Here is a 22,022-nt window from a genome sequence, read left to right on the forward strand (position 1 = left end):
CACCTTATGGCTCCCGGCCCCGTCCACGAAGAGTGAGAAGCGCCCCAAGGAGGCCCCTCCGTGGCAGACCGCACACCACCCCTCGGAGTCGAGGAACTGCACGCCCTCGTCGCGGGCGGTGAGATCGACACCGTCGTCCTGGCCTTCCCGGACATGCAGGGACGGCTCCAGGGCAAGCGGTTCGCCGCCCGCTTCTTCCTCGACGAGGTCCTCCAGCACGGCACCGAGGGCTGCAACTACCTCCTCGCCGTCGACGCCGACATGAACACCGTCGACGGCTACGAGATGTCCTCCTGGGAGCGCGGCTACGGCGACTTCGCCATGCACCCCGACCTCGCCACCCTGCACCGGGTGCCCTGGCACCCCGGCACCGCCATGGTGATCGCCGACCTGGCCTGGGACGACGGCTCCCCGGTCGTCGCCGCGCCCCGCCAGATACTCCGCCGCCAGCTGGAGCGCCTCGCCGAACACGGACTGACCGCGCAGGTCGGCACCGAGCTGGAGTTCATCGTCTTCAAGGACACCTACGAACAGGCCTGGGACGCGGGCTACCGCGGCCTCACCCCGGCGAACCAGTACAACATCGACTACTCCGTCCTCGGCACCGGCCGCGTCGAGCCCCTGCTGCGCCGCATCCGCAACGAGATGGCGGGCGCCGGGATGACCGTCGAGTCCGCCAAGGGCGAGTGCAACCCCGGCCAGCACGAGATCGCCTTCCGCTACGCCGAGGCCCTGGTCACCTGCGACCAGCACGCCGTCTACAAGACCGGCGCCAAGGAGATCGCCGCGCAGGAGGGCTGCTCACTCACCTTCATGGCCAAGTACAACGAGCGCGAGGGCAACTCCTGCCACATCCACCTCTCCCTCGCCGACGCCGACGGCACCAACGTCATGGCGGGCGACGGCCCCGGGGGCATGTCCGACGTCATGCGGTACTTCCTCGCCGGGCAGTTGGCCGCGCTGCGGGACTTCGCGCTGCTCTACGCGCCCCACATCAACTCGTACAAGCGGTTCCAGCCCGGCTCCTTCGCCCCGACCGCCGTCGCCTGGGGCCACGACAACCGCACCTGTGCGCTGCGGGTGGTCGGCCACGGCCGCTCCCTGCGCTTCGAGAACCGGCTGCCCGGCGGCGACGTCAACCCGCACCTCGCGGTCGCCGGGATGGTGGCCGCGGGCCTGTACGGCATCGAGCGGCGGCTCGAACTGCCCGAGGCGTGCCCCGGCAACGCCTACACCGCCGAGTACGAGCATGTGCCCAGCACGCTGCGGGAGGCCGCCGAGCTGTGGGAGAACAGCCCGATCGCCAAGGCGGCCTTCGGGGACGGGGTCGTCGCGCACTACCGCAACATGGCCCGCGTCGAGCTGGACGCCTTCGACGCGGCGGTCACCGACTGGGAGCTGCGCCGCTCCTTCGAACGCATGTGAGGCCCCACTTGTCCCACTTGTCCGACCAGCTCCAGGTACTGAACCCGGCCACCGAAGAGATCGTCGCCACCGTCCCGGCCGCCAGCGCCGCCGACGTGGACGCGGCGGTCGTACGGGCCGCCCGCGCCCAGACCCGGTGGGCGGCCCTGGCCCCGGGCGACCGGGCCCGGCAACTGCGCCGGTTCGCCGTGGCCGTCGACGAACACCTCGAGGAACTCGCCGCGTTGGAGGTCCGGGAGGCCGGGCACACCGTCGGCAACGCCCGCTGGGAGGCGGGCAACGTCCGCGACCTGCTCGACTACGCGGCGGGCGGGGTGGAGCGGCTCACCGGACGGCAGATCCCGGTGCCCGGCGGCCTCGACGTCACCCTCCTCGAACCGCTCGGCGTGGTCGGCGTCATCGCGCCGTGGAACTTCCCCATGCCGATCGCGGCCTGGGGCACGGCACCCGCGCTCGCCGCGGGCAACGCCGTACTCCTCAAGCCCGCCGAGACGACTCCGCTGACGGCGCTGCGGCTGGCGGAGCTTGCCCTGGCGGCGGGACTCCCCGAGGGCCTGTTCCAGGTCCTGCCTGGACACGGGCCGGTCGCGGGCAACGCCCTCGTCGAGCACCCGGGCGTGGCGAAGATCGTCTTCACCGGGTCAACGGCCGTGGGCAAACAGGTGGCGGCGAAGGGGTCGGCGCTGCTCAAGCCAGTCACCCTCGAACTCGGCGGCAAGAGCCCCAACATCGTCTTCGCGGACGCCGACGTCGAAACCGCCGCCCAGGCCACCCCCATGTCCTTCCTCGACAACTCCGGACAGGACTGCTGCGCCCGCACCCGCGTCCTCGTCCAGCGGACGGTGTACGACCGCTTCCTGGAGCTGCTGGCCCCGGCGATCGAGGCCGTACGCGTCGGCGACCCGTCCGACGAGACCACCGACATGGGCCCGCTGATCTCCAGGACCCAGCTGGACCGCGTCCGTTCCTACGTCGGCCCCGACGCGACCGGCATCCGCGGCAAGGCCCCCGAGGGCCCCGGCTTCTGGTTCCCGCCCACCGTCCTGACCGGAGTAGACCCGCACGCGCGCGTGGCCGTCGAGGAGGTCTTCGGCCCCGTCGCCGTGGTCCTCCCCTTCGACGACGAGGCCGACGCGATCCGCCTCGCCAACGACACCCCCTACGGACTCTCCGGCTCCCTGTGGACCCGAGACATCGGCCGCGCCCTGCGCGTCTCCCAGGCCGTGCGCGCGGGCAACCTGTCCGTCAACTCCCACTCCAGCGTCCGCTACTGGACCCCCTTCGGCGGGTTCAAGCAGTCCGGCATCGGCCGCGAGCTGGGCCCGGACGCCCTGGCCGCCTTCACCGAAACCAAGAACGTCTTCATCAGCACGGAGGGCCCCGCACAGTGACCGAAGAGACTTCCCGCACCTCCTCCCCGGCCCCGGAGTCCGTCTGCCGCCGACTGGTCGGCCGTACCGCCGTCGTCACCGGCGCGGGCAGCGGCATCGGCCTGGCCACCGTCCGCCGCCTCGCCGCCGAGGGCGCCCACGTCGTCTGCGGCGACGTCGACGAGACCCGCGGCAAGGCCGCCGCCGAGGAGGTCGGCGGGCTGTTCGTGAAGGTCGACGTCACCGACGCCGAACAGGTCGAGGCGCTGTTCAAGGCGGCCTACGACACCTACGGCAGCGTCGACGTCGCCTTCAACAACGCGGGCATCTCGCCGCCCGACGACGACTCCATCCTGGAGACCGGTCTTGAGGCCTGGAAGCGGGTGCAGGAGGTCAACCTCACCTCCGTCTACCTGTGCTGCAAGGCGGCGCTTCCCTACATGCGGCGCCAGGGCAAGGGGTCCATCATCAACACGGCGTCGTTCGTGGCCCGGATGGGCGCGGCCACCTCGCAGATCTCCTACACCGCGTCCAAGGGCGGCGTCCTCGCCATGTCCCGCGAACTGGGCGTGCAGTTCGCCCGGGAGGGCATCCGCGTCAACGCGCTGTGCCCCGGCCCGGTCAACACCCCGCTGCTCCAGGAGCTGTTCGCCAAGGACCCCGAGCGGGCCGCGCGCCGCCTGGTGCACATCCCGCTGGGCCGGTTCGCCGAGGCCGAGGAGATCGCCGCCGCCGTCGCCTTCCTGGCCAGCGACGACTCCTCCTTCGTCAACGCCACCGACTTCCTCGTCGACGGCGGCATCTCGGGGGCGTACGTCACACCCCTGTAGGCCCCGCCCCGCTCACCCCGGGTCACGTCCTACAGTGGCCCGGGTGAGCATGACACCCCCGCCCGGCTGGTACCCCGACCCGCACGCCCCGCACCTGGAGCGCTGGTGGGACGGCACGGCATGGACCGACCACCGGCGCACGCCGGAACAGCCGGTGCCCGCACCGGCCCCGCCGCCGTCGCCGGGCGCGACGAGCGGGACGGGCGTGAAGACCATCGCCCTCACCACCGCCGCGGCCGTCGTGGTCGCCGCGATCGTCACCGGCACCATCCTCCTCGGCAAGGACGACGACCCCACCGGCACGCCGCCGCCCCCCACGGTCGCCACCTCCACCGAGGAGGAGACCAGCGAGCCCCCGTCCCCCTCGCCGTCGCCCTCCGCACCCTCCGCCGACGACCCGTCCGTGGTGGTCGACGAGCTGAACGGCATCACCCTGCCGCTGCTCGGCGGCTGGGTGCGCCCCAAGTACGTCTCCGACGGCAACGTCCTGATGACCACGGACGGCACCTACGACTGCCCCGGCGACGGCGGCCTGTGCCGCCACGGGCAGGTCGTCTCCCAGACCGTCACCGTGAACGACGAGACGTCCCCCGAGGCCCTCGCCAAGGCCGACATCAAGGAGGCCGCCGAGGAGGCCTACGACCGCGACCGCCTCGACCGCCGCCCCTTCGGCGGCATGGAGTCCCACGAGGTCGTGAAGTCGGAGCCGGTCGCGGTGGCGGGCCGCGCCGGTTACCTGGTGCGCTGGCGCGTCAAGACCGCCAAGGGGCCCGGCGGTTACGTCCAGTCGCTGGCCTTCCACTCCACCGTCGGCGTCGAGGCGCCGGTCATCGTCCGCTACGTCTTCGACGCGGGCGAGGACGGCCCGCCGCTCGCCGACATGGACCGGATCACCCAGGGCATCCGGCCGATCGGCGACGCGGACACCGGCGGCGGGGTGGGCAGCAGCATCGGCCCGACCGAGTAGAGACGCTCACAGGAAGGTGTGCCCCTCACCCCGGTACGTCGGCACGGTAGCCGTCACCTCGTCGCCCTCGACGAGATGCAGCACGTCGAACCGCTCGCACAGCTCACCGGCCTTGGCGTGCCGGAACCACACCTTGTCGCCGACCAGCAGATCATCGGCCGGAGACCCGAGCAGCGGCGTCTGCACCTCACCGGCGCCCTCCTGCGGGTCGTAGCGCAGCCCCTCGGGCAGATACGGCACCGGCAGCCGGTCCCGGCCCGCCGCGCCCGACGCGGGATAGCCGCCGCCCAGCACGGTCACCACGCCGACACCGGGCCGCCGTACGACCGGCAGGGCGAAGAGGGCCGCCGGACGCCCCCGGAAGGACGTGTAGTTGTCGAACAGCCGCGGCACGTACAGCCCCGACCCGGCCCCGATCTCGGTGACCGCGTCCTCCGCGGCGGTGTGCTGCACACTGCCGGTCCCGCCGCCGTTGACGAACTCCAGCCCCGGCGCCACCGCCCGCACGGCCCGCACCACCGCCGCCCGCCGCTCGGCGAGTTCACGGCGCGCCGCGGCCTGCATCAGCCGCACCGCCCGCGAGCGCAGCGGACGCCCGTCGACGGCATCGCCGACACCGGCGACATGACCCTCGTACGCCATGATCCCCACGACCTCGAACCCCGGCCGCCGCGCCACGACCCGCGCGAGATCGGCGACCGCGGCGGGGGAGTGCAGCGGGGAACGCCGGGCCCCGATCCGCATCCGCCCCCCGAGCAGCCGCAGCGAGGTGTCCAACTCCAGGCACACCCGCACCACTTCACGCCCCCCGTCCCGTGCCTCGTCGATCAGCCGCAACTGCGCGGGGTCGTCGATCATCACCGTGACGGAGGCGGCGAGCTTGGGGTCGGCGGTCAGTTCCCGGTACCCGGCGCGGTCCGCCGACGGGTAGGCGAGCAGCACGTCGTCGAAGCCGGAGCGGGCCAGCCACAGGGACTCGGCCAGGGTGAAGGACATGACCCCCGCGAAGCCGTCCCGCGCGAGGACGCGTTCGAGCAGCGCCCGGCAGCGCACGGACTTGCTGGCGACCCGGATCGGCTTGCCCCCCGCGCGGCGGACCAGATCGTCCGCGTTGGCGTCGAAGGCGGCCAGGTCCACGATCGCGAGAGGGGCGTCGAGAGGGGCGGTGGCCCGGTCGTAACGGGCCCGGTCGGCGGCGCGCGCAGTCATGAACGAAGCGTGCCAGACCGGGTTACCGCAAGGTAGGGGGATGTTCCGGGCAGATGCCCCGCCGTGCTGGACTGGTTCCCGTTCGACCGGCGGCAACCCGTAGAGTGACGCGCAGGCACGGGGAAGACTCCGGTGGGACATCCGTACATCCACACCGGCTCCGGGCGTACGACGTGACAACGACGGCCCACGCACAAGGAAGCGGCCCGGGCAGACGGAAACGGGGGGTGCATGAGCACAGAAGCCCAGCGCGCCTCCGTCCCACCACGCCCGACGACACCACCGCCCACCCCGGACGAGCCGGGTCTCGACCGGCCCGTCCCACCGGTCCCCTCCAGGAGCCCGGACCAGCCCAGCGTGCAGCCCTCGACCGACGCCCCCGTCCCACGCCTGCCCGGCCCGAGCGCCCCCGCGGACCCGGCCCCCGTCCCACGCCTGCCCGGCCCGAGCGCCCCCGCGGACCCGGCCCCCGTCCCGCCCCCGCCGCCCGCCTCGGCCCGCTTCCCCGACGCCCCGCCCTCGCTCGGGGCGCCGCCGGAGGCCCCCTCGGAGACGACCACCCGGTTGCGGCCGGTACCGGACACCTCCTATGCGTGGGGTGTCATGACCCCGCCCCCCGCTCCACCCACGGCACCCCTCGTCGGCGGCCGACCCGTCGTGACCTTCGGGCAGCCCGAGACCTACGACGACCAGGGGCGGCCCCGGTCGCTCAGGGCCCGGCTGCGCGGCCGTACCCTCGCCGCCGCCGGATGCGTCGTCCTCGGGCTCGGGCTGATCGGGGGCGCGGTGACCGGCAGTTGGCTCACCGGGGACTCCGGCGCGGGCGGCGAGCGCGGTGCCTTCGCCGCCGCCGCGGACCTGTGGCACAGCGTCCCGGTCGACCAGTTGTTCCCGCCCACCGTGCGCGGCGACGGTGCCGGGCCCGGCGGCGCCGACCGCACCTGGACCCGGATCGCCGTCGCCCCCGACAGCGACTGCGCGCGCGCCTTCGACCCGCTGCTGCGCAAGGTCCTCGCCCCGGTCGGCTGCGAGCGCCTGCTGCGCGCCACCTACACCGACGCCACCCAGAGCTACGTCACCACCGTCGGCCTCCTCTTCACCGACGCCGACGTCGACGCCATGCGCTCCCTCGACGACCGGTTCACCACCGAGAACCTCGACCGCCGCACCGACCTCGTGCCCCGCCCGTACGCCGCCAAGGGCACCGTCGCCGCCGACTTCGGCACCGAGCAGCGCGCCAGCTGGACCGTCTCCGTGCTCACGGACGCCCCCGTCGTCGTCTACGCCGTCTCCGGCTGGGCCGACGGCCGCACCGTCGACGAGCCCGAGCCCGCCGAGGTCGCCAGGGCCGACGGCGCCACCTCGGCCCCCGCTCAGTCGGGCCTCGGCCACGAGGCCCAGGGCCTCGCCGACCGCGTGGAGCGGAGCCTGCGCAAGAACGTCACATCACCCACGGAGCGGCCGTCATGACCCGCCTCAAGCGCCGCGGCGGGCTCCTCGGCTGTCTCCTCGCCGCCACCCTCGCCCTCGTCCCGCCCACCACCGCGCACGCCGACGGCATCCGCGCCCGGCAGTGGGCCCTGGACGCCCTGCACACCCAGCAGGCCTGGCAGACCACCAAGGGCGCCGGAATCACCGTCGCCGTCCTGGACACCGGCGTCGACGACCAGCACCCCGACCTCGTCGGCAACGTCCTCGGGACCGAGGACCTGGTCGGCTTCGGCGCGGGGCGCGGCGACGAGCACTGGGCCAAGCACGGCACCGCCATGGCCGGGATCATCGCCGGTCACGGCCATGGCCTCGGCAACGCCGACGGTGTCATGGGCATCGCCCCCGAGGCGAAGATCCTCCCCGTCCGCGTCATCCTGGAGGACAAGGACCCCGCCCGTGCCAAGGCCCGCAAGAGCCGCGGCAACGCCCTCGCGGAGGGCATCCGCTGGGCCGCCGACCACGGCGCCGACGTCATCAACCTCTCCCTCGGCGACGACTCCGCCTCCGCGCACCCCGAACCCGCCGAGGACGAGGCCGTGCAGTACGCCCTCGACAAGGGCGCCGTCGTCGTCGCCTCCGCCGGGAACGGCGGCGAGAAGGGCGACCACATCTCCTACCCCGCCGCCTACCCGGGCGTCATCGCCGTCACCGCCGTCGACCGCTACGGCACCCGCGCCTCCTTCTCCACCCGCCGCTGGTACGCCACCGTCAGCGCCCCCGGCGTGGACGTCGTCATCGCCGACCCCGACGGCAGGTACTACGAGGGCTGGGGCACCAGCGCCGCCGCCGCCTTCGTCTCCGGCGCCGCGGCCCTGCTCAAGGCCGCCCACCCGGACCTGACCCCGGCCCAGATCAAGCGCCTCCTGGAGGACACCGCCCGCAACGCCCCCACCGGGGGCCGCGACGACTCCCGCGGCTTCGGCTTCGTCGACCCCGCCGCCGCCCTCGACCAGGCCGCCCGCCTGAAGCCCGAGGGCCTGCGCTCGGCGGCCTACGGCGAGAAGTACTTCGGCCCCGGCCCCGACACCGCCGCACCCGACGACGACACCTCGGACTGGGCGGGCCCCCTCGCGGGCAGCGCGGGCGGCGTACTGCTGGTCGCCGCGGTCGTCCTGTGGCGCGCGCGCCGCTGGGACGGCGACGTCTGACCCACTACCCGGTGGGGGCCGCCGATGCCGACGCCGGGTCCGCGGTCGCAGCCGTGACCCCCGCCCTCGCCGCCGCCTCGACCAGCTCCACCCCCCGCTTCTTCGTCGAGTTGCCGTCGGACAGCACCGCCAGCAGACAGTCGTGCCCGTCGGCCGTCACCCGCCCGATGCTGTTGATGTCCCACAGCCCCGTCGCGGTGCGCGGCAGCCACCCGTTCTTCAGCGCCCACGACGAGCCGTCCGCGACCGCCGACACCCCCCAGTCCTGACCGGCGGCTATCCGCCCCATCAGCCCTCGGACGTACGACCGCGACTCCGCACTCAGCTCCGAGTCGCCGTCGTCCCCGAACACCTGCCCCAGCAGGGTCAGTTGATCGGCGGCCGTGGTCTGGGTCAGTCCCCACAGCATCCCGTCGCCGCCCTCGGTGCCGGTCAGCCCGAACCGCTCGTTGGCCGCGTCCAGCCCCTTGGCCTTCCCGATCGTCCGCCACAGCGCCGACGCGGAGGCGTTGTCGCTGCTGACGATCATGGCGGTGGCGTACGCCTTCTCCGCGTCGGTGAGCCGCCGTCCCGCGTCCTGCGCCTGGAGCAGCAGCGCCGCCAGGATGTCCACCTTCACGATGCTCGCGGTGTCGAAGGCGCCCTCGCCGTACCCGGCGCGCTCCCCGGTCTCCAGGTCCAGCACGGCCACGGACACCTCGGCCCCGTCCTCGACGCTCACCTCCGCCATGGCCCGCGCGAGGAGCGCGTCACGGTCCACCGCCGGTGCCGCCGGTGCCGCCGGTTCCGCCGGTTCCGCCGGATCCAGCGATTCCGCCACGGGTTCCACGGGCCCCTCCCCAGTCGCCGATGCCGCCGCCGACGCCTCGGGGCGCACCCCGGAATGCGCCCGCGCCTGCACGTAGAACGTCCCCGCCGTCGTACCACCCATGATCACTACGGACGCGACGGCAGCGCAGACGAGCGTACGAGGAGAGGCCATGCCCGCGATGCTGCGGGTGGCCGCTGTGCGGACCGTTAGACGGAGGTTAGATCTGTGTCAGGGATGGCTGAGAATTCGGTGAGCCGTGTCACGCCCGTGTTTCCGGGGCCGCACAAGCGCGGCAGCATCCCCCCGATAGGGTCGGTGACCGTGGCGAACAAGAACATTCCCGACCCCGGCTACTCCGACGACGACGGCTCCGCCGACCCCCGGCTGAGCGCGGCGCTCGCCGCCTGGGCCGAGGACCGCAGCGCCGTGGGCCCGGTCCTCGAGGCGCTCAAGGGCACCCGGCTCCTCGTGCCCGTCGTGGCCGTGCTGGGGGAAGTGGAGGAGGACGAGAACGGCCTGCGCCGCGAGAAGACCAGCGACATGGCCGTACCGACCCTGAAGGCCGGGGGCCGCACCGCGCTGCCCGCCTTCACCTCCACCGACGCCCTGGCCCGCTGGGACCCGCGGGCCCGCCCCGTGGCCGTACCCCTGCACCAGGCCCTCCGGGCGGCGGCGCACGAGAAGGCCGACACGATCGTCCTGGACATGGCCGGGCCGGTGCCGTACGAGCTGACCGGGCACGCGCTGCTCGCCCTGGCCGAGGGCCGCACCAGCACCGACCCGCTCAGCGACCCGGCGGTCCTGGAGGCGGTACGGGCCGCGGTCGCCGCCGAGCCCGCCGTGGTCCGCGCCCACCTCGGCCCCGGACAGGCCGACGGCACCCTGGCCCTCGTCCTCGACCCGGCCGCCGCCCCCGCCGAGGCCGCCCGCGCGGTTGCCGCGCGCATGGCCGCCGACGAGACACTGAGGGCCCGCCTGGTGCGCGGTCTCGACCTGGCGCTGCTGCCAGCCGGGACCACGCCGCCGGGCGAGCCCTTGTACGTACGCGGTTGAAAGTGTGGAGGGGGCTGCCTAGCCGTAGACCGGGCCGGTGTACTTCTCGCCCGGTCCCTGGCCCGGCTCGTCCGGGACCAGTGACGCCTCGCGGAACGCCAGCTGGAGCGACTTCAGACCGTCGCGCAGGGGCGCGGCGTGGAAGGAGCTGATCTCGGTCGCGCTCCCGTCGAGCAGACCGGCCAGGGCGTGGATCAGCTTGCGGGCCTCGTCCAGGTCCTTGTGCTTCGCGCCCTCCTCGGTCAGACCGAGCTTCACGGCGGCGGCGCTCATCAGATTGACGGCGACCGTCACGATCACCTCGACCGCGGGGACCTCCGCGATATCGCGGGTCATGGCGTTGAAGTCGGGCGTCTCTTCACTCATGCCGTTCACCCTAGAGGCAGCTCGGTCCCCGATCCCAGTCGGTCCGAGTTAGCCGTAGTCGGTCGAAGCTGCTAACCTTGTGTAACGACCGGTCGGACCCGCCTGCCTCACGGCCCGCGAGCCCGGCCCACAAGTGGAGGCTTCGAACTCCCACCTGACCGCCCTGTGGGCGGCGGGTCACCGGTCAGGCGGTCCCGTCCACAGTGACGGGCATCCGCCCGAAAGTGCGCCCCGCGGTCGCCGCGGCGGTGCTCCGGTAGTTCGAGGAGCCCCGCCTGTGATCGTCCGGGGCATTTTTTCTGTCTTGGCGCGGTTAGGTCTAACGAACAGAGACGTTACGCGGCTGTCCGCCAGACCGTCGCGTGGTGCTACCGAGGAGGATCCATCAGCGCCGAGCCCCGCATCAACGACCGGATTCGCGTTCCCGAGGTGCGACTTGTCGGTCCCAGTGGCGAGCAGGTGGGCATCGTCCCCCTGGCCAAGGCACTGGAGCTTGCGCAGGAGTACGACCTGGACCTGGTCGAGGTCGCGGCGAACGCCCGTCCGCCCGTGTGCAAGCTCATGGACTACGGGAAGTTCAAGTACGAGTCGGCCATGAAGGCCCGTGAGGCGCGCAAGAACCAGGCGCACACGGTCATCAAGGAGATGAAGCTCCGGCCGAAGATCGACCCGCACGACTATGACACCAAGAAGGGTCACGTCGTCCGGTTCCTCAAGCAGGGCGACAAGGTCAAGATCACGATCATGTTCCGCGGTCGTGAGCAGTCCCGTCCCGAACTGGGCTACCGACTGCTCCAGCGGCTCGCGGAGGACGTCCAGGACCTCGGCTTCGTAGAGTCGAACCCGAAGCAGGACGGCCGAAACATGATCATGGTTCTCGGTCCGCACAAGAAGAAGACCGAGGCGATGGCCGAGGCCCGCCAGGCGCAGGAGGCCCGCAAGGCGGAGGCGAAGGCCAACCCCGGCCGCTCGCAGAACGCCGCGGAGGCCCCCCAGGCGTCGGCTGAGGAGCCTGCCGAGGCGTGATCCCCGGGACCTCGCGTCACCGCGCGTCGTCCCAGGCAGTAACCGAAACACGAGCGACGCTCCACCGTGCCCGGTCGGATGGCCGGGCACCGGAGCGCCACCCACGAGGAGAGAACGGCGCTATGCCGAAGAACAAGTCGCACAGCGGTGCCAGTAAGCGCTTCAAGATCACCGGCTCTGGCAAGGTGCTCCGTGAGCGCGCCGGCAAGCGCCACCTGCTCGAGCACAAGTCGTCCCGCGTGACGCGTCGCCTCACCGGCAACGCCGAGATGGCCCCGGGCGACGCCGCGAAGATCAAGAAGCTTCTCGGCAAGTGACGTCGGGCGCGAGCGTCGCGCCTGATCCCCGACCGGGACCCAATCGAATCCGGGCCGTGTGACGATCACCACGGCCCCGCTACAAGGAGTCAAGAAGTGGCACGCGTCAAGCGGGCAGTCAACGCCCACAAGAAGCGCCGGGCGATCCTCGAGCAGGCCTCCGGCTACCGCGGTCAGCGTTCGCGCCTGTACCGCAAGGCCAAGGAGCAGGTCACCCACTCGCTGGTCTACAACTACAACGACCGCAAGAAGCGCAAGGGTGACTTCCGCCAGCTGTGGATCCAGCGCATCAACGCCGCTGCCCGCGCCAACGGCATCACGTACAACCGCTTCATCCAGGGTCTGAAGGCCGCGAACGTCGAGGTCGACCGCAAGATCCTGGCCGAGCTGGCCGTCAACGACCCGAGCGCGTTCGCCGCGCTGGTCGAGGTGGCGCAGAAGGCGCTGCCGAGCGACGTCAACGCGCCGAAGGCCGCGTGACGCTGGCGCTGGCCTTGAGCCGACGTGACGGGACCCGCAGGTTTGTCCTGCGGGTCCCGTCGTGTCGGCGTACGTAGTCGTCGAGCTGCGGGTTGTCTGTGGCTGGTCGCGCAGTTCCCCGCGCCCCTAGGTCGGACCGGCCCCGCTCCATCAGAAGGTGCCGAAGGTGAAACAGGACATGGCTGGCCCCGAACTCGTCTCTCCCCGTTCCCCCCGCGTCAGCGCCGCTCGGCGGCTGGGCAAGCGGAACTTCCGGGGGAAGGAGCGGCTGTTTCTCGCCGAGGGGCCGCAGGCCGTGCGGGAGGCAGCGGGGCAGGCGGACACGCTGGTCGAGCTGTTCGCCACCGTCGAGGCCGCGGAGCGGTACGCCGACATCGTCGGGCGTGCCCGTGAGGTCGGTGCCCGGGTGCACCTTGCCGACGAGCAGGTCATCGCCGACATCTCCACCACCGTCACCCCACAGGGGCTGGTCGGGATCTGCCGGTTCCTCGACACCCCGTTCGAAGCCATTCTCGCCGCCCGGCCCAAGCTGGTCGCCGTGCTCGCCCATGTCCGGGATCCCGGCAACGCGGGCACCGTGCTGCGCTGTGCCGATGCCGCCGGGGCCGAGGCGGTCGTGCTGACCGATGCCTCCGTGGACCTCTACAACCCCAAGGCCGTACGGGCCTCCGTCGGCTCGCTGTTCCATCTGCCGGTCGCCGTGGGCGTCCCCGTGGAGCGGGCCGTGGCCGGGCTGCGGGAGAGCGGGGTGCGGGTGCTCGCCGCGGACGGGGCCGGTGACCGCGACCTCGACGACGAGCTGGACAAGGGCACCATGGGCGGGCCGACCGCCTGGGTGTTCGGCAACGAGGCCTGGGGGCTGCCGGAGGAGACCCGCGCCCTCACCGACGCCGTCGTGCGCGTGCCCATCCACGGCCAGGCGGAGAGTCTGAACCTCGCGACCGCCGCCGCCGTATGTCTCTACGCGTCGGCCCGTGCACAGCGTGCCCCCGCAGGCTGCCGCTCCGTCACCGAAGGCTAGTAGGGTGACCAGCTCGGGGGCCCACTGGACAAGCCGAGAGGTGGGGTACGGGGATGAGCGTCGGCACGAGCAGCGCACCGGGAGCGCACCGGGAGCGCCCGCCCGCCGGTGCCGATGATCCCGGGGGTCTCGGCATCCACCCCGACGACCTGCCCGACGGCCTCGTGGTCGCCGACCGGCACGGCCGGGTGATCTGCTTCAACGCCGCCGCCGAGCGCATCACCGCGATCCCGGCCGCCGAGGCCCTCGGCCAGCGGCTGGAGAAGGCGCTGCCGTTAGAGGACCTGGAGGGCAGGCGCTGGTGGCAGCTGACCGATCCCTACGGCGGCCTCGCCATCCGGGTCCGGCAGCCCGAGCGGAACCTGCTGCTGCCGGGCGGGCGTGAGGTGCTCGTCGCCGCCCGGTACGTACGCGCCGAGCCCACCGGGCCGGTCCAGCGGGTGGTCGTCTCCCTGCGGGACACCGAGGCCCGCCGCCGCACCGAGCGCAGCCACGCCGAACTGATCGCCACCGTCGCGCACGAGCTGCGCTCCCCGCTCACCTCCGTCAAGGGGTTCACCGCCACCCTGCTGGCCAAGTGGGAGAGGTTCACCGACGACCAGAAGCGGCTGATGCTGGAGACGGTCGACGCGGACGCCGACCGGGTCACCCGGCTCATCGCCGAGCTGCTCGACATCTCCCGCATCGACTCCGGGCGCCTCGAAGTGCGCCGCCAGCCCGTCGACATCGGCGCGGCCGTCGGACGGCACATCCAGGCGTACGTCGCGGCCGGGCTGCCCGCCGACCGGTTCCTGCTGCGCATCGAGCAGCCGCTGCCCGACCTGTGGGCCGACCCCGACAAGATCGACCAGGTGCTGAGCAACCTGCTGGAAAATGCCGTGCGGCACGGCGAGGGGACCGTCACCATTGACATCACGGCCACGGCCTCACCCCGCGAGGGCGAGGACACCGGCACGTCGGTCACCGTGAGCGACGAGGGCCCAGGCATCCCGGAGGAGTCCATGAACCGCGTCTTCACCCGCTTCTGGCGGGGCAGCAAGCGCGGCGGCACCGGCCTCGGGCTGTACATCGTCAAGGGCATCGTCGAGGCCCACGGCGGCACCATCACCGTCGGCCGCGCCCCCGGCGCCGGTGCCGAGTTCCGATTTACGTTGCCCGTGAGCGCTCCGGCGTATCTCGCCTGAGCCGCCCGCGGGCGCATGCGCGTATCCCCACCCCGTTAGACTCGGCCAATGGCACTTTTGTGTCCTGCTCGCGGCCCTTCGAGTCGGTGACGGGGACTCCAGCCAGCCAATCGGAAGCACGGGAAGAGATGTCGGCACCCAATAAGTCGTACGACCCTGTCGAGGTCGAGGCGTTGAAACCGGAAGAGATCGAGCGCATGCGGGACGGGGCGCTCGCCGCCTTCGCCGCCGCGGACTCCCTCGACGCGCTCCACGAGGCCAAGGTCGCGCACACCGGCCCGGCCTCCCCGCTGGCCCTCGCCAACCGCGAGATCGGCGCCCTGCCCCCGCACGCCAAGGCCGACGCGGGCAAGCGGGTCGGCATGGCCCGCGGCGCCGTGAACAAGGCCCTCGCCGCCCGCCAGGTCGAGCTGGAGGCCGAGCGCGACGCCCGCGTGCTGGTCGAGGAGGACGTGGACGTCACACTGCCGTACGACCGCGTTCCCGCGGGCGCCCGGCACCCGCTGACCACGCTCTCGGAGCGCATCGAGGACATCTTCGTGGCCATGGGCTACGAGGTGGCCGAGGGCCCCGAGGTCGAGGCCGAGTGGTTCAACTTCGACGCCCTGAACATCGGCCCGGACCACCCGGCCCGCGGCGAGGCCGACACCTTCTTCGTGCAGGGCCCCCAGGGCGGCACCGAGTCCGGCGTCGTCCTGCGCACCCACACCTCGCCGGTGCAGATCCGCTCCCTGCTCAGCCGTGAGCTGCCGGTGTACGTGATCTGCCCGGGCCGCGTCTACCGCACGGACGAGCTGGACGCCACCCACACCCCGGTCTTCCACCAGGTCGAGCTGCTCGCCATCGACGAGGGCCTGACCATGGCCGACCTCAAGGGCACCCTGGACCACATGGTCCAGTCCCTGTTCGGCGAGGGGATGAAGACCCGGCTGCGGCCGAACTTCTTCCCGTTCACCGAGCCGTCCGCCGAGATGGACATGCTCTGCTACGTCTGCAAGGGCGCGTCCGTCGGCAACCCCGACCGGCCCTGCCGGACCTGTTCGTCCGAGGGCTGGATCGAGCTGGGCGGCTGCGGCATGGTCAACCCGCGGGTGCTGGTCGCCTGCGGCGTCGACCCGGAGAAGTACAGCGGCTTCGCCTTCGGGTTCGGCATCGAGCGGATGCTGATGTTCCGCCACAACGTCGAGGACATGCGAGACATGGTCGAGGGTGACGTCCGGTTCACCCGGCCGTTCGGGATGGAGATCTGATGCGGGTCCCGCTTTCTTGGCTGCGGGAGTACGTCGACCTGCCGGAGACGGAGACCGGTCGTGACGTGCAGGCCAAGCTCATTTCGGCCGGACTCGAGGTCGAGACCGTGGAGCAGCTCGGCGACGGCCTCAAGGGCCCCCTGGTCGTCGGCCAGGTGCTGACCATCGAGGAGCTGACGGAGTTCAAGAAGCCGATCCGCTTCTGCACCGTCGACGTCGGCCAGGCCAACGGCACCGGTGAGCCGCAGGAGCTGATCTGCGGCGCCCGCAACTTCGCCGTCGGCGACAAGGTCGTGGTCGTGCTGCCGGGCGCGGTGCTGCCGGGCGGCTTCGCCATCGCCGCCCGCAAGACCTACGGCCGCACCTCCCACGGCATGATCTGCTCCAGCGACGAGCTGGGCATGGGCGACGACGGCAGCAAGGGCATCATCGTGCTGCCGCCCGAGACCGAGATCGGCAAGGACGCCATCGAGCTGCTCGAGCTGGTCGACGAGGTCCTCGACATCGCCGTCACGCCCGACCGCGGCTACTGCCTGTCGATGCGCGGCGTGGCCCGCGAGGCCGCCATCGCCTACGGGCTGCCGCTGCGCGACCCGGCCCTGCTCGACGTACCGGCACCCAACGCGTTCGGCTACCCGGTCGAGGTCTCCGACCCGCTCGGCTGCGACCGCTTCACCGCCCGCACCGTCACCGGTCTCGACCCCGAGGCCCGCTCCCCGATCTGGCTCAAGCGCCGCCTCCAGAAGGCGGGCATGCGCCCGATCTCGCTCGCCGTCGACATCACCAACTACGTGATGCTCGAACTCGGCCAGCCGCTGCACGCCTACGACCGCGGTCTGGTCCAGGGCACCATCGGCGTGCGCCGCGCCCAGCCGGGCGAGAAGCTCACCACCCTGGACGGCGTCCAGCGCACCCTGGACGCCGAGGACCTGGTGATCACCGACGAGCGCGGCCCCATCGGGCTCGCCGGTGTCATGGGCGGCGCCAACACCGAGATCGCCGATCACGACGACACCGGGAACGCCACGTCCGACGTGGTGATCGAGGCAGCGCACTTCGACACGGTCGCCATCGCCCGCACCGCCCGCCGCCACAAGCTGTCCTCGGAGGCGTCCCGCCGCTTCGAGCGCGGCGTCGACCCGCTGGCCGCGGCGGCCGCCGCGCAGCGCACCGTCGACCTGCTGTCCCTCCTCGCGGGCGGCACCGCCGACGCCGGGGTCACCGAGGTCGCCGCGCCGTCCGCGCCGCGCACCATCAGCATCCCGGCGGACCACCCCGACAAGGTCGCCGGTGTGGTCTACGGCCGGGAGACCGTCGTACGCCGCCTCCAGGAGGTCGGCTGTGACGTGTACGGGCAGGACGAGCTGATCGTCACCGTGCCGTCCTGGCGGCCCGACCTCACCGACCCCAACGACCTCGCCGAAGAGGTCATCCGGCTGGAGGGCTACGAGAACCTGCCCTCCACGCTGCCCAAGCCGCCGTCGGGCCGTGGCCTCACGCACCGGCAGCGGCTGCACCGCCGGGTCGGTCGGGCGCTCGCCGGGGCGGGCTACGTCGAGGCGCCGAACTACCCCTTCCTCAGCGAGCAGGTCTTCGACCAGCTCGGTCTGGAGGCCGGTGACCCGGCCCGCCGGGTCGTGAAGCTGGTCAACCCGCTCAGCGACGAGGAGCCCGCGCTGCGTACGTCGCTGCTGCCGGGCCTGCTCGGCGCGCTGCGCCGCAACGACGGCCGGGGCAGCCACGACCTCGCGCTGTTCGAGACCGGCCTGGTCTTCCTGCCGGGCGAGGAGCGGCGGGTCGCCGCCGCGCTGCCCGTCGACCGGCGCCCCACCGACGAGGAACTCGCCGGGCTCGGCGCCGCGCTGCCCGACCAGCCGCGCCATGTCGCCGTCGTCCTCGCGGGCGCCCGTGAGCAGGCGGGCTGGTGGGGCAAGGGCCGCCCGGCCGACTGGGCCGACGCGATCGAGGCCGCGCGGACCGTGGCCGCCGAGACCGGGGTCGAACTGATCGTCCGCAAGGGCCAGTACGGGCCGTGGCACCCGGGCCGGTGCGCCGAGCTGGCGATCACCGTCGACGGCGCGGACCGCGTCGTCGGCCACGCCGGTGAGCTGCACCCCCGGGTGCTGAAGGCCCTGGGCCTGCCCGAGCGCTCCTGCGCGATGGAGCTGGACCTGGACGCCCTGGAGCGGGTCGCCGAGGGCACCCCGCAGGCGCCGTCCATCTCCACCTTCCCGGTCGCCACGCAGGACGTCGCCCTCGTCGTCGACAGGCCGGTACCGCACACCGAGGTCGAGGCCGCGCTGCGCGAGGGCGCCGGTGAACTGCTGGAGTCCCTCCGGCTGTTCGACGTCTACGAGAACGCCGAGCAGCTCGGCGAGGGGCGCAAGTCGCTCGCCTACGCGCTGCGGTTCCGGGCGGCGGACCGGACCCTGACGGTGGACGAGGCGTCGGCGGCACGGGACGCGGCGGTTTCGCTGGCCGCTGAGCGGACCGGGGCGGTGTTGCGGGGCTAGGTGGTCCCGCCGGGTGCGGGTGCGGGTGCTGGGTGGCTGGGCGCACAGTGCCCGTGCCCCTTGTGTGGGGGGGGCGAGCCCCCCCACCCCCCGTCTCACTCGTTCGGGTGACAAGTCGGGTCCCTTGGCCCATTCGGGTCATGCCGTCGACAGAATCAGACCGGCCTCTCGGGGCCGGTCTGTGCTGTCCGGGCCTGATGGGGGGCCAATCGGCATGATTCGCTTCGGCGCCGGGCGCCGGTCACTCGCGCTCGGACTTCCGCTGGTGTGGGGCGCGGCGGCCGTCACCTACAAGCTGGTGTGCCCGCTCGACGACCAGACCGGGCTAGGGGCACGGATCGTCACCAGCGCCGTCTTCTTCGCCGTGGGCACCGGCCTCGTGCTGCATGTGCGCCGCGGGCCGCTGCGGGAGCTGAAGCAGGCCCGGCGGGTCGCGGGCGTCGCCCAGGACGCGCTGCTGCGGCCACCGCCGCCGCGCGTCGGGGGGCTCGGTGTCGCCGCCGCCCAGCTCTCGGCGGACCGCGGTGCCACCGTGGGCGGTGATCTGTACGAGGTCATCGCCACCGAGTACGGCGTCCGCGTCGTCATCGGTGATGTGCGCGGGCACGGCATGGCCGCCCTCGGCACCGCCTCCGCCGTCCTCGGCAGCTTCCGGGAGGCGGGGCACGACGAACCCGGCCTCGACCGGGTACTGCACAGGCTGGACCGGGCCCTCGCCCGCCGCCTGCGTGAGCGCCAACTCGCCGAGCATGGTGAGGAGTTCGTCACCGTCCTGCTGCTGGAGATCGGCCCCGACGGCGACGTCCGGGCCCTGAACTGCGGCCACCCCTGGCCGTACCGCCTCTGGGAGACCGAGGTCGAGCCGCTCGCCCGGACCGGCCCGCTGCCACCCCTGGGCCTCTTCCCGCTCCCGGCCGACCTGCCCGCCGTGCCCTGCGGCCGACTGCGCCCCGGCGAGGCGCTGTTCCTGCACACGGACGGCGTGACGGACGCCCGGGACGGTCATGGCCGGTTCTTTCCCCTGGAGTTGGTGCTCGCAGGGGCACTGCGGCAAGGCCCGCCGACCCCGCAGTCCGTTCTGGGCACGGTCTTCACCCGGCTGCTGCGCCACACCTCAGGCCGCCCCACGGACGACATAGCCCTGCTGGTCCTGCGCGACGAACGGCTGCCCGCTCACCCCAAAGGGGCGAGAGGAACCGCCCGACCAGCCACGACGCACCCGCAGCCGACGATGCACAGCTAGCGCCGCGACCCGGCGCGCCGTCCCCCCGCCACGGAGTGTCGGGCAGGCGACGGGGCGGACGGCGTGAGATCGGGCCGCCGCACTGTACGAGGGGGAGCCGACGACCCGGCCGGGCCTCTTGCGAGGCATTTCAGTCAACCGACTGGAAACTCTGCGCGACAGCGCGCACACCGTGCGGATTCGGGCACTCCGTTCACACCCCGTGTGAAACCGGATTCACTACGCTGTCGCCCATCGAGCCACCTTGGGGGCATGGATGCAGCCCAACACCCTGCTGGACGCGATCCTGGACGAGGCCGGAATCTCGCACGCCGGGCTGGCGGCGCACGTCAACCAGGCCGGGCGGGCGCGGGGGCTCGCGCTCCGCTACGAACACACGGCGGTGGCCCGCTGGCTGAAGGGCCAGCGACCGCGCGGCCAGGTGCCCGACCTGATCTGCGAGGTGCTCGCCGCCCGGCTGCGACGGCCCGTCACGCTCGACGACATCGGCCTCGGCGTGCCGGGCGAGCCGCAGACCCCGCACGGCACCTCGCTGTCCGGCTTCGTCGAGCGGGCCACCGCGCTGTGGCGCTCCGACGAGCAGCAGCGCCCGCACATCCTCGGCGCGCCCGCCGTCACCGGCACACCCGCCGTGATGCCGGTGTGGGAGTGGGAGAACCCGCCGGAGGACGTGGACGTCTCCCGGGGCGGTCGGCACCGGGTGACCCCGGCCGACCTGGAACTGCTGCGGGCCGCCCGCAGCCACTACGAGCAGATGTACCGCAAGGCGGGCGGGGTGGCGACCCGCGCCCGGATCGTCGGGTTCCTCAACGCCGAGGCGGCGCCGCTGCTGCGCGGCAGCTACACCGACGCGACCGGCCGTCAGGTGCACCGGGCCACGGGCGGGCTGGTGGCGATCGCGGGTATCTGCGCGTACGACTCCGACGCGCACGGTCTAGCGCAGCGCTACTTCCACCAGGCGCTGCGGCTGGCGAAGGCGAGCGGGGACCGGGGGCTCGGGGCGTATGTGATCGGGCTGCTGGTCAACCAGTCGCTGTTCATGAAGGAGTACCGGCAGGCGGTCGCCTTCGCGGAGGCGGCGCTGCGCACCGCGGGCCGGGACATCACCCCGGCGCTCGCCTCCGACCTGTACGCCATGCAGGCGAAGGCGTACGCGCACCTCGGCGACAGCGCGAGCGCGTTGTCCTGCATCCGGCGGGCGGAGACGGCCGCCGAACGCATCCGGCGCGGCCATGAGCCCGATGAGACCGGCTATGTCCAGCCGGGCCTGGTCAATGTCCAGGTGGCGGAGGCGCTGCTCAGCCTGGGGGAGCTGGCGGCGGCGGGGGAGCACGCGGCGGCGGCCGTGGACAACCCGGCGCACGACCGGGGCCGGGTGCACCGGCTGGCGATGCTCAGCACCATCGAGCTGCGCCGGGGCAACGCCGACAAAGCGGTGGCCACGGCGGTGCAGATGGCCGAGCAGGCGCGCGGGATGGAGTCGCAGCGGCTGCGCGACAGACTCCGGGCGGTACGCGACCATCTGGTGCGCAGCGGCGGCGCGGGTACCGCCGAGGCCGCCGAACTCATCGACGGGGCACTGCGCGTACCCCTGTAACCCCCACGGACACCGCCCGGGACCCCCGCGCCGACCGCCGTGCCGCGGGCAGCCCCGCGTGCGCCTGCTGCCGACTCGCTCCTGCTGCGATATTGCCACTGACTCAAACGGAAGGTGGCAGAACCGTGCAGTGGACGAAACTGAACGAACAAACTGTGTATGCAAATCGCTGGTTCAGCGTCAATCTCGCAGATGTCGTCCTCCCGGACGGGCGCCATCTCGACCACTTCCTGATACGGCTGCGGCCCGTCGCCGTGGCCACCGTGGTGAACGAGGCCAACGAGGTCCTCCTGCTGTGGCGCCACCGCTTCATCACCGACAGCTGGGGCTGGGAACTCGCGGCCGGGGTCGTGGAGGACGGCGAGGACATCGCCGTCGCGGCGGCCCGGGAACTGGAGGAGGAGACCGGATGGCGGCCGGGACCCCTGCGCCATCTGATGAGCGTGGAGCCGTCCAACGGGCTCACCGACGCCCGGCACCATGTGTACTGGGCCGACGAGGGAGAGTACGTCGGACACCCCGTGGACGACTTCGAATCCGACCGCCGGGAATGGGTCCCCCTCAAACTCGTCCCCGACATGGTCGCCCGCGGTGAGGTCCCGGCCGCCAACATGGCGGCCGCGCTGCTCTTACTGCACCATCTCAGGCTCGGTCAGGACTTCGTGCCCTGAGACGGCGGCCCAGGGCCTGTCGTCCGGCACTGACCCGATGCCGTCGCCTC

At 72.7% G+C, this 22,022-nt stretch carries 20 protein-coding genes; 17 read left to right on the top strand and 3 right to left on the bottom strand.

The annotated features are described in order from the left end of the window. The first annotated feature begins 60 nt into the window (after positions 1-60). The 4 genes from ACFVQG_RS22845 to ACFVQG_RS22860 are packed head-to-tail and all read left to right on the top strand — an operon-like array spanning position 61 to position 4,592. On the top strand, positions 61-1,425 hold the full coding sequence (locus ACFVQG_RS22845) for a glutamine synthetase family protein (RefSeq protein WP_383386348.1): 1,365 nt from the start codon (positions 61-63) through the stop codon (positions 1,423-1,425). Between the two features lie 17 nt (positions 1,426-1,442). Next, positions 1,443-2,816 carry an aldehyde dehydrogenase family protein gene (locus ACFVQG_RS22850; protein ID WP_383387055.1) on the top strand — a complete coding sequence of 458 codons (1,374 nt, stop codon included), beginning with the start codon at positions 1,443-1,445 and terminating at the stop codon, positions 2,814-2,816. Continuing rightward, positions 2,813-3,625, top strand: coding sequence for a 3-oxoacyl-ACP reductase (locus ACFVQG_RS22855; protein WP_383386351.1), 813 nt, complete (start codon positions 2,813-2,815; stop codon positions 3,623-3,625). The genes ACFVQG_RS22850 and ACFVQG_RS22855 overlap by 4 nt, the downstream gene beginning before the upstream one ends. Before the next feature lie 49 nt (positions 3,626-3,674). After that, entirely contained in the window at positions 3,675-4,592 is a 918-nt protein-coding gene (locus ACFVQG_RS22860; protein WP_383387059.1) for a DUF2510 domain-containing protein, read from the top strand. A 6-nt stretch (positions 4,593-4,598) separates the two neighbouring features. Here the strand turns inward: ACFVQG_RS22860 and ACFVQG_RS22865 are convergent, their stop codons facing one another. Next, positions 4,599-5,801 (bottom strand): amino acid deaminase/aldolase, encoded by a 1,203-nt coding sequence (locus ACFVQG_RS22865; protein WP_383386356.1) that lies wholly within the window; start codon positions 5,799-5,801, stop codon positions 4,599-4,601. A gap of 231 nt (positions 5,802-6,032) precedes the next feature. Between ACFVQG_RS22865 and ACFVQG_RS22870 the strand changes: the two genes are divergently transcribed. Continuing rightward, positions 6,033-7,271, top strand: coding sequence for a hypothetical protein (locus ACFVQG_RS22870; RefSeq protein ID WP_383386359.1), 1,239 nt, complete (start codon positions 6,033-6,035; stop codon positions 7,269-7,271). Then, positions 7,268-8,440 (top strand): type VII secretion-associated serine protease mycosin, encoded by a 1,173-nt coding sequence (gene mycP / locus ACFVQG_RS22875; RefSeq protein WP_383386362.1) that lies wholly within the window; start codon positions 7,268-7,270, stop codon positions 8,438-8,440. Before ACFVQG_RS22870 ends, mycP begins: the two co-directional genes overlap by 4 nt. Before the next feature lie 4 nt (positions 8,441-8,444). Here mycP and ACFVQG_RS22880 read toward each other — a convergent pair whose 3' ends face one another. Next, positions 8,445-9,422, bottom strand: a complete 978-nt coding sequence (locus tag ACFVQG_RS22880; RefSeq protein ID WP_383386365.1) for a serine hydrolase — start codon at positions 9,420-9,422, stop codon at positions 8,445-8,447. A gap of 150 nt (positions 9,423-9,572) precedes the next feature. Here ACFVQG_RS22880 and ACFVQG_RS22885 point away from each other — a divergent pair, with 150 nt between their 5' ends. After that, on the top strand, positions 9,573-10,304 hold the full coding sequence (locus ACFVQG_RS22885) for an SseB family protein (RefSeq protein WP_383386368.1): 732 nt from the start codon (positions 9,573-9,575) through the stop codon (positions 10,302-10,304). Between the two features lie 18 nt (positions 10,305-10,322). Here ACFVQG_RS22885 and ACFVQG_RS22890 read toward each other — a convergent pair whose 3' ends face one another. Continuing rightward, complete coding sequence (locus ACFVQG_RS22890; RefSeq protein WP_210922299.1) at positions 10,323-10,670, bottom strand: DUF1844 domain-containing protein; 348 nt, start codon at positions 10,668-10,670, stop codon at positions 10,323-10,325. Positions 10,671-11,054: 384 nt separating this feature from the next. On the opposite strand from ACFVQG_RS22890, the gene infC reads away from it, so the two are divergent. From infC to ACFVQG_RS22940, 10 genes are all read left to right on the top strand, one after another. After that, positions 11,055-11,696 carry a translation initiation factor IF-3 gene (infC, locus tag ACFVQG_RS22895; RefSeq protein ID WP_383387062.1) on the top strand — a complete coding sequence of 214 codons (642 nt, stop codon included), beginning with the start codon at positions 11,055-11,057 and terminating at the stop codon, positions 11,694-11,696. Positions 11,697-11,818: 122 nt separating this feature from the next. Next, positions 11,819-12,013 carry a 50S ribosomal protein L35 gene (gene rpmI, locus ACFVQG_RS22900; protein WP_003977225.1) on the top strand — a complete coding sequence of 65 codons (195 nt, stop codon included), beginning with the start codon at positions 11,819-11,821 and terminating at the stop codon, positions 12,011-12,013. Positions 12,014-12,109: 96 nt separating this feature from the next. Next, positions 12,110-12,493: a 50S ribosomal protein L20 gene (gene rplT / locus ACFVQG_RS22905; protein WP_383386372.1), complete on the top strand. Its 384-nt coding sequence runs from the start codon at positions 12,110-12,112 to the stop codon at positions 12,491-12,493. A 178-nt stretch (positions 12,494-12,671) separates the two neighbouring features. Next, positions 12,672-13,514, top strand: coding sequence for a TrmH family RNA methyltransferase (locus tag ACFVQG_RS22910; protein WP_383386375.1), 843 nt, complete (start codon positions 12,672-12,674; stop codon positions 13,512-13,514). Positions 13,515-13,567: 53 nt separating this feature from the next. Beyond that, positions 13,568-14,698 carry an ATP-binding protein gene (locus ACFVQG_RS22915; RefSeq protein ID WP_383386378.1) on the top strand — a complete coding sequence of 377 codons (1,131 nt, stop codon included), beginning with the start codon at positions 13,568-13,570 and terminating at the stop codon, positions 14,696-14,698. Between the two features lie 173 nt (positions 14,699-14,871). Further along, on the top strand, positions 14,872-15,948 hold the full coding sequence (gene pheS / locus ACFVQG_RS22920) for a phenylalanine--tRNA ligase subunit alpha (protein WP_383387065.1): 1,077 nt from the start codon (positions 14,872-14,874) through the stop codon (positions 15,946-15,948). Next, positions 15,948-18,461: a phenylalanine--tRNA ligase subunit beta gene (gene pheT, locus ACFVQG_RS22925; protein ID WP_383386381.1), complete on the top strand. Its 2,514-nt coding sequence runs from the start codon at positions 15,948-15,950 to the stop codon at positions 18,459-18,461. Before pheS ends, pheT begins: the two co-directional genes overlap by 1 nt. A gap of 214 nt (positions 18,462-18,675) precedes the next feature. Further along, positions 18,676-19,704, top strand: a complete 1,029-nt coding sequence (locus tag ACFVQG_RS22930) for a PP2C family protein-serine/threonine phosphatase (protein ID WP_383386384.1) — start codon at positions 18,676-18,678, stop codon at positions 19,702-19,704. 256 nt (positions 19,705-19,960) lie between these two features. Next, on the top strand, positions 19,961-21,301 hold the full coding sequence (locus tag ACFVQG_RS22935) for a transcriptional regulator (RefSeq protein ID WP_383386386.1): 1,341 nt from the start codon (positions 19,961-19,963) through the stop codon (positions 21,299-21,301). Positions 21,302-21,426: 125 nt separating this feature from the next. Continuing rightward, a complete protein-coding gene (locus tag ACFVQG_RS22940) occupies positions 21,427-21,972 on the top strand; it encodes an NUDIX hydrolase (RefSeq protein WP_383386389.1) in 546 nt (181 codons plus the stop codon). Positions 21,973-22,022: the final 50 nt, after the last annotated feature.

Source organism: Streptomyces sp. NPDC057877, assembly GCF_042796855.1.
In the GTDB taxonomy this organism is placed as follows: Bacteria; Actinomycetota; Actinomycetes; order Streptomycetales; family Streptomycetaceae; genus Streptomyces.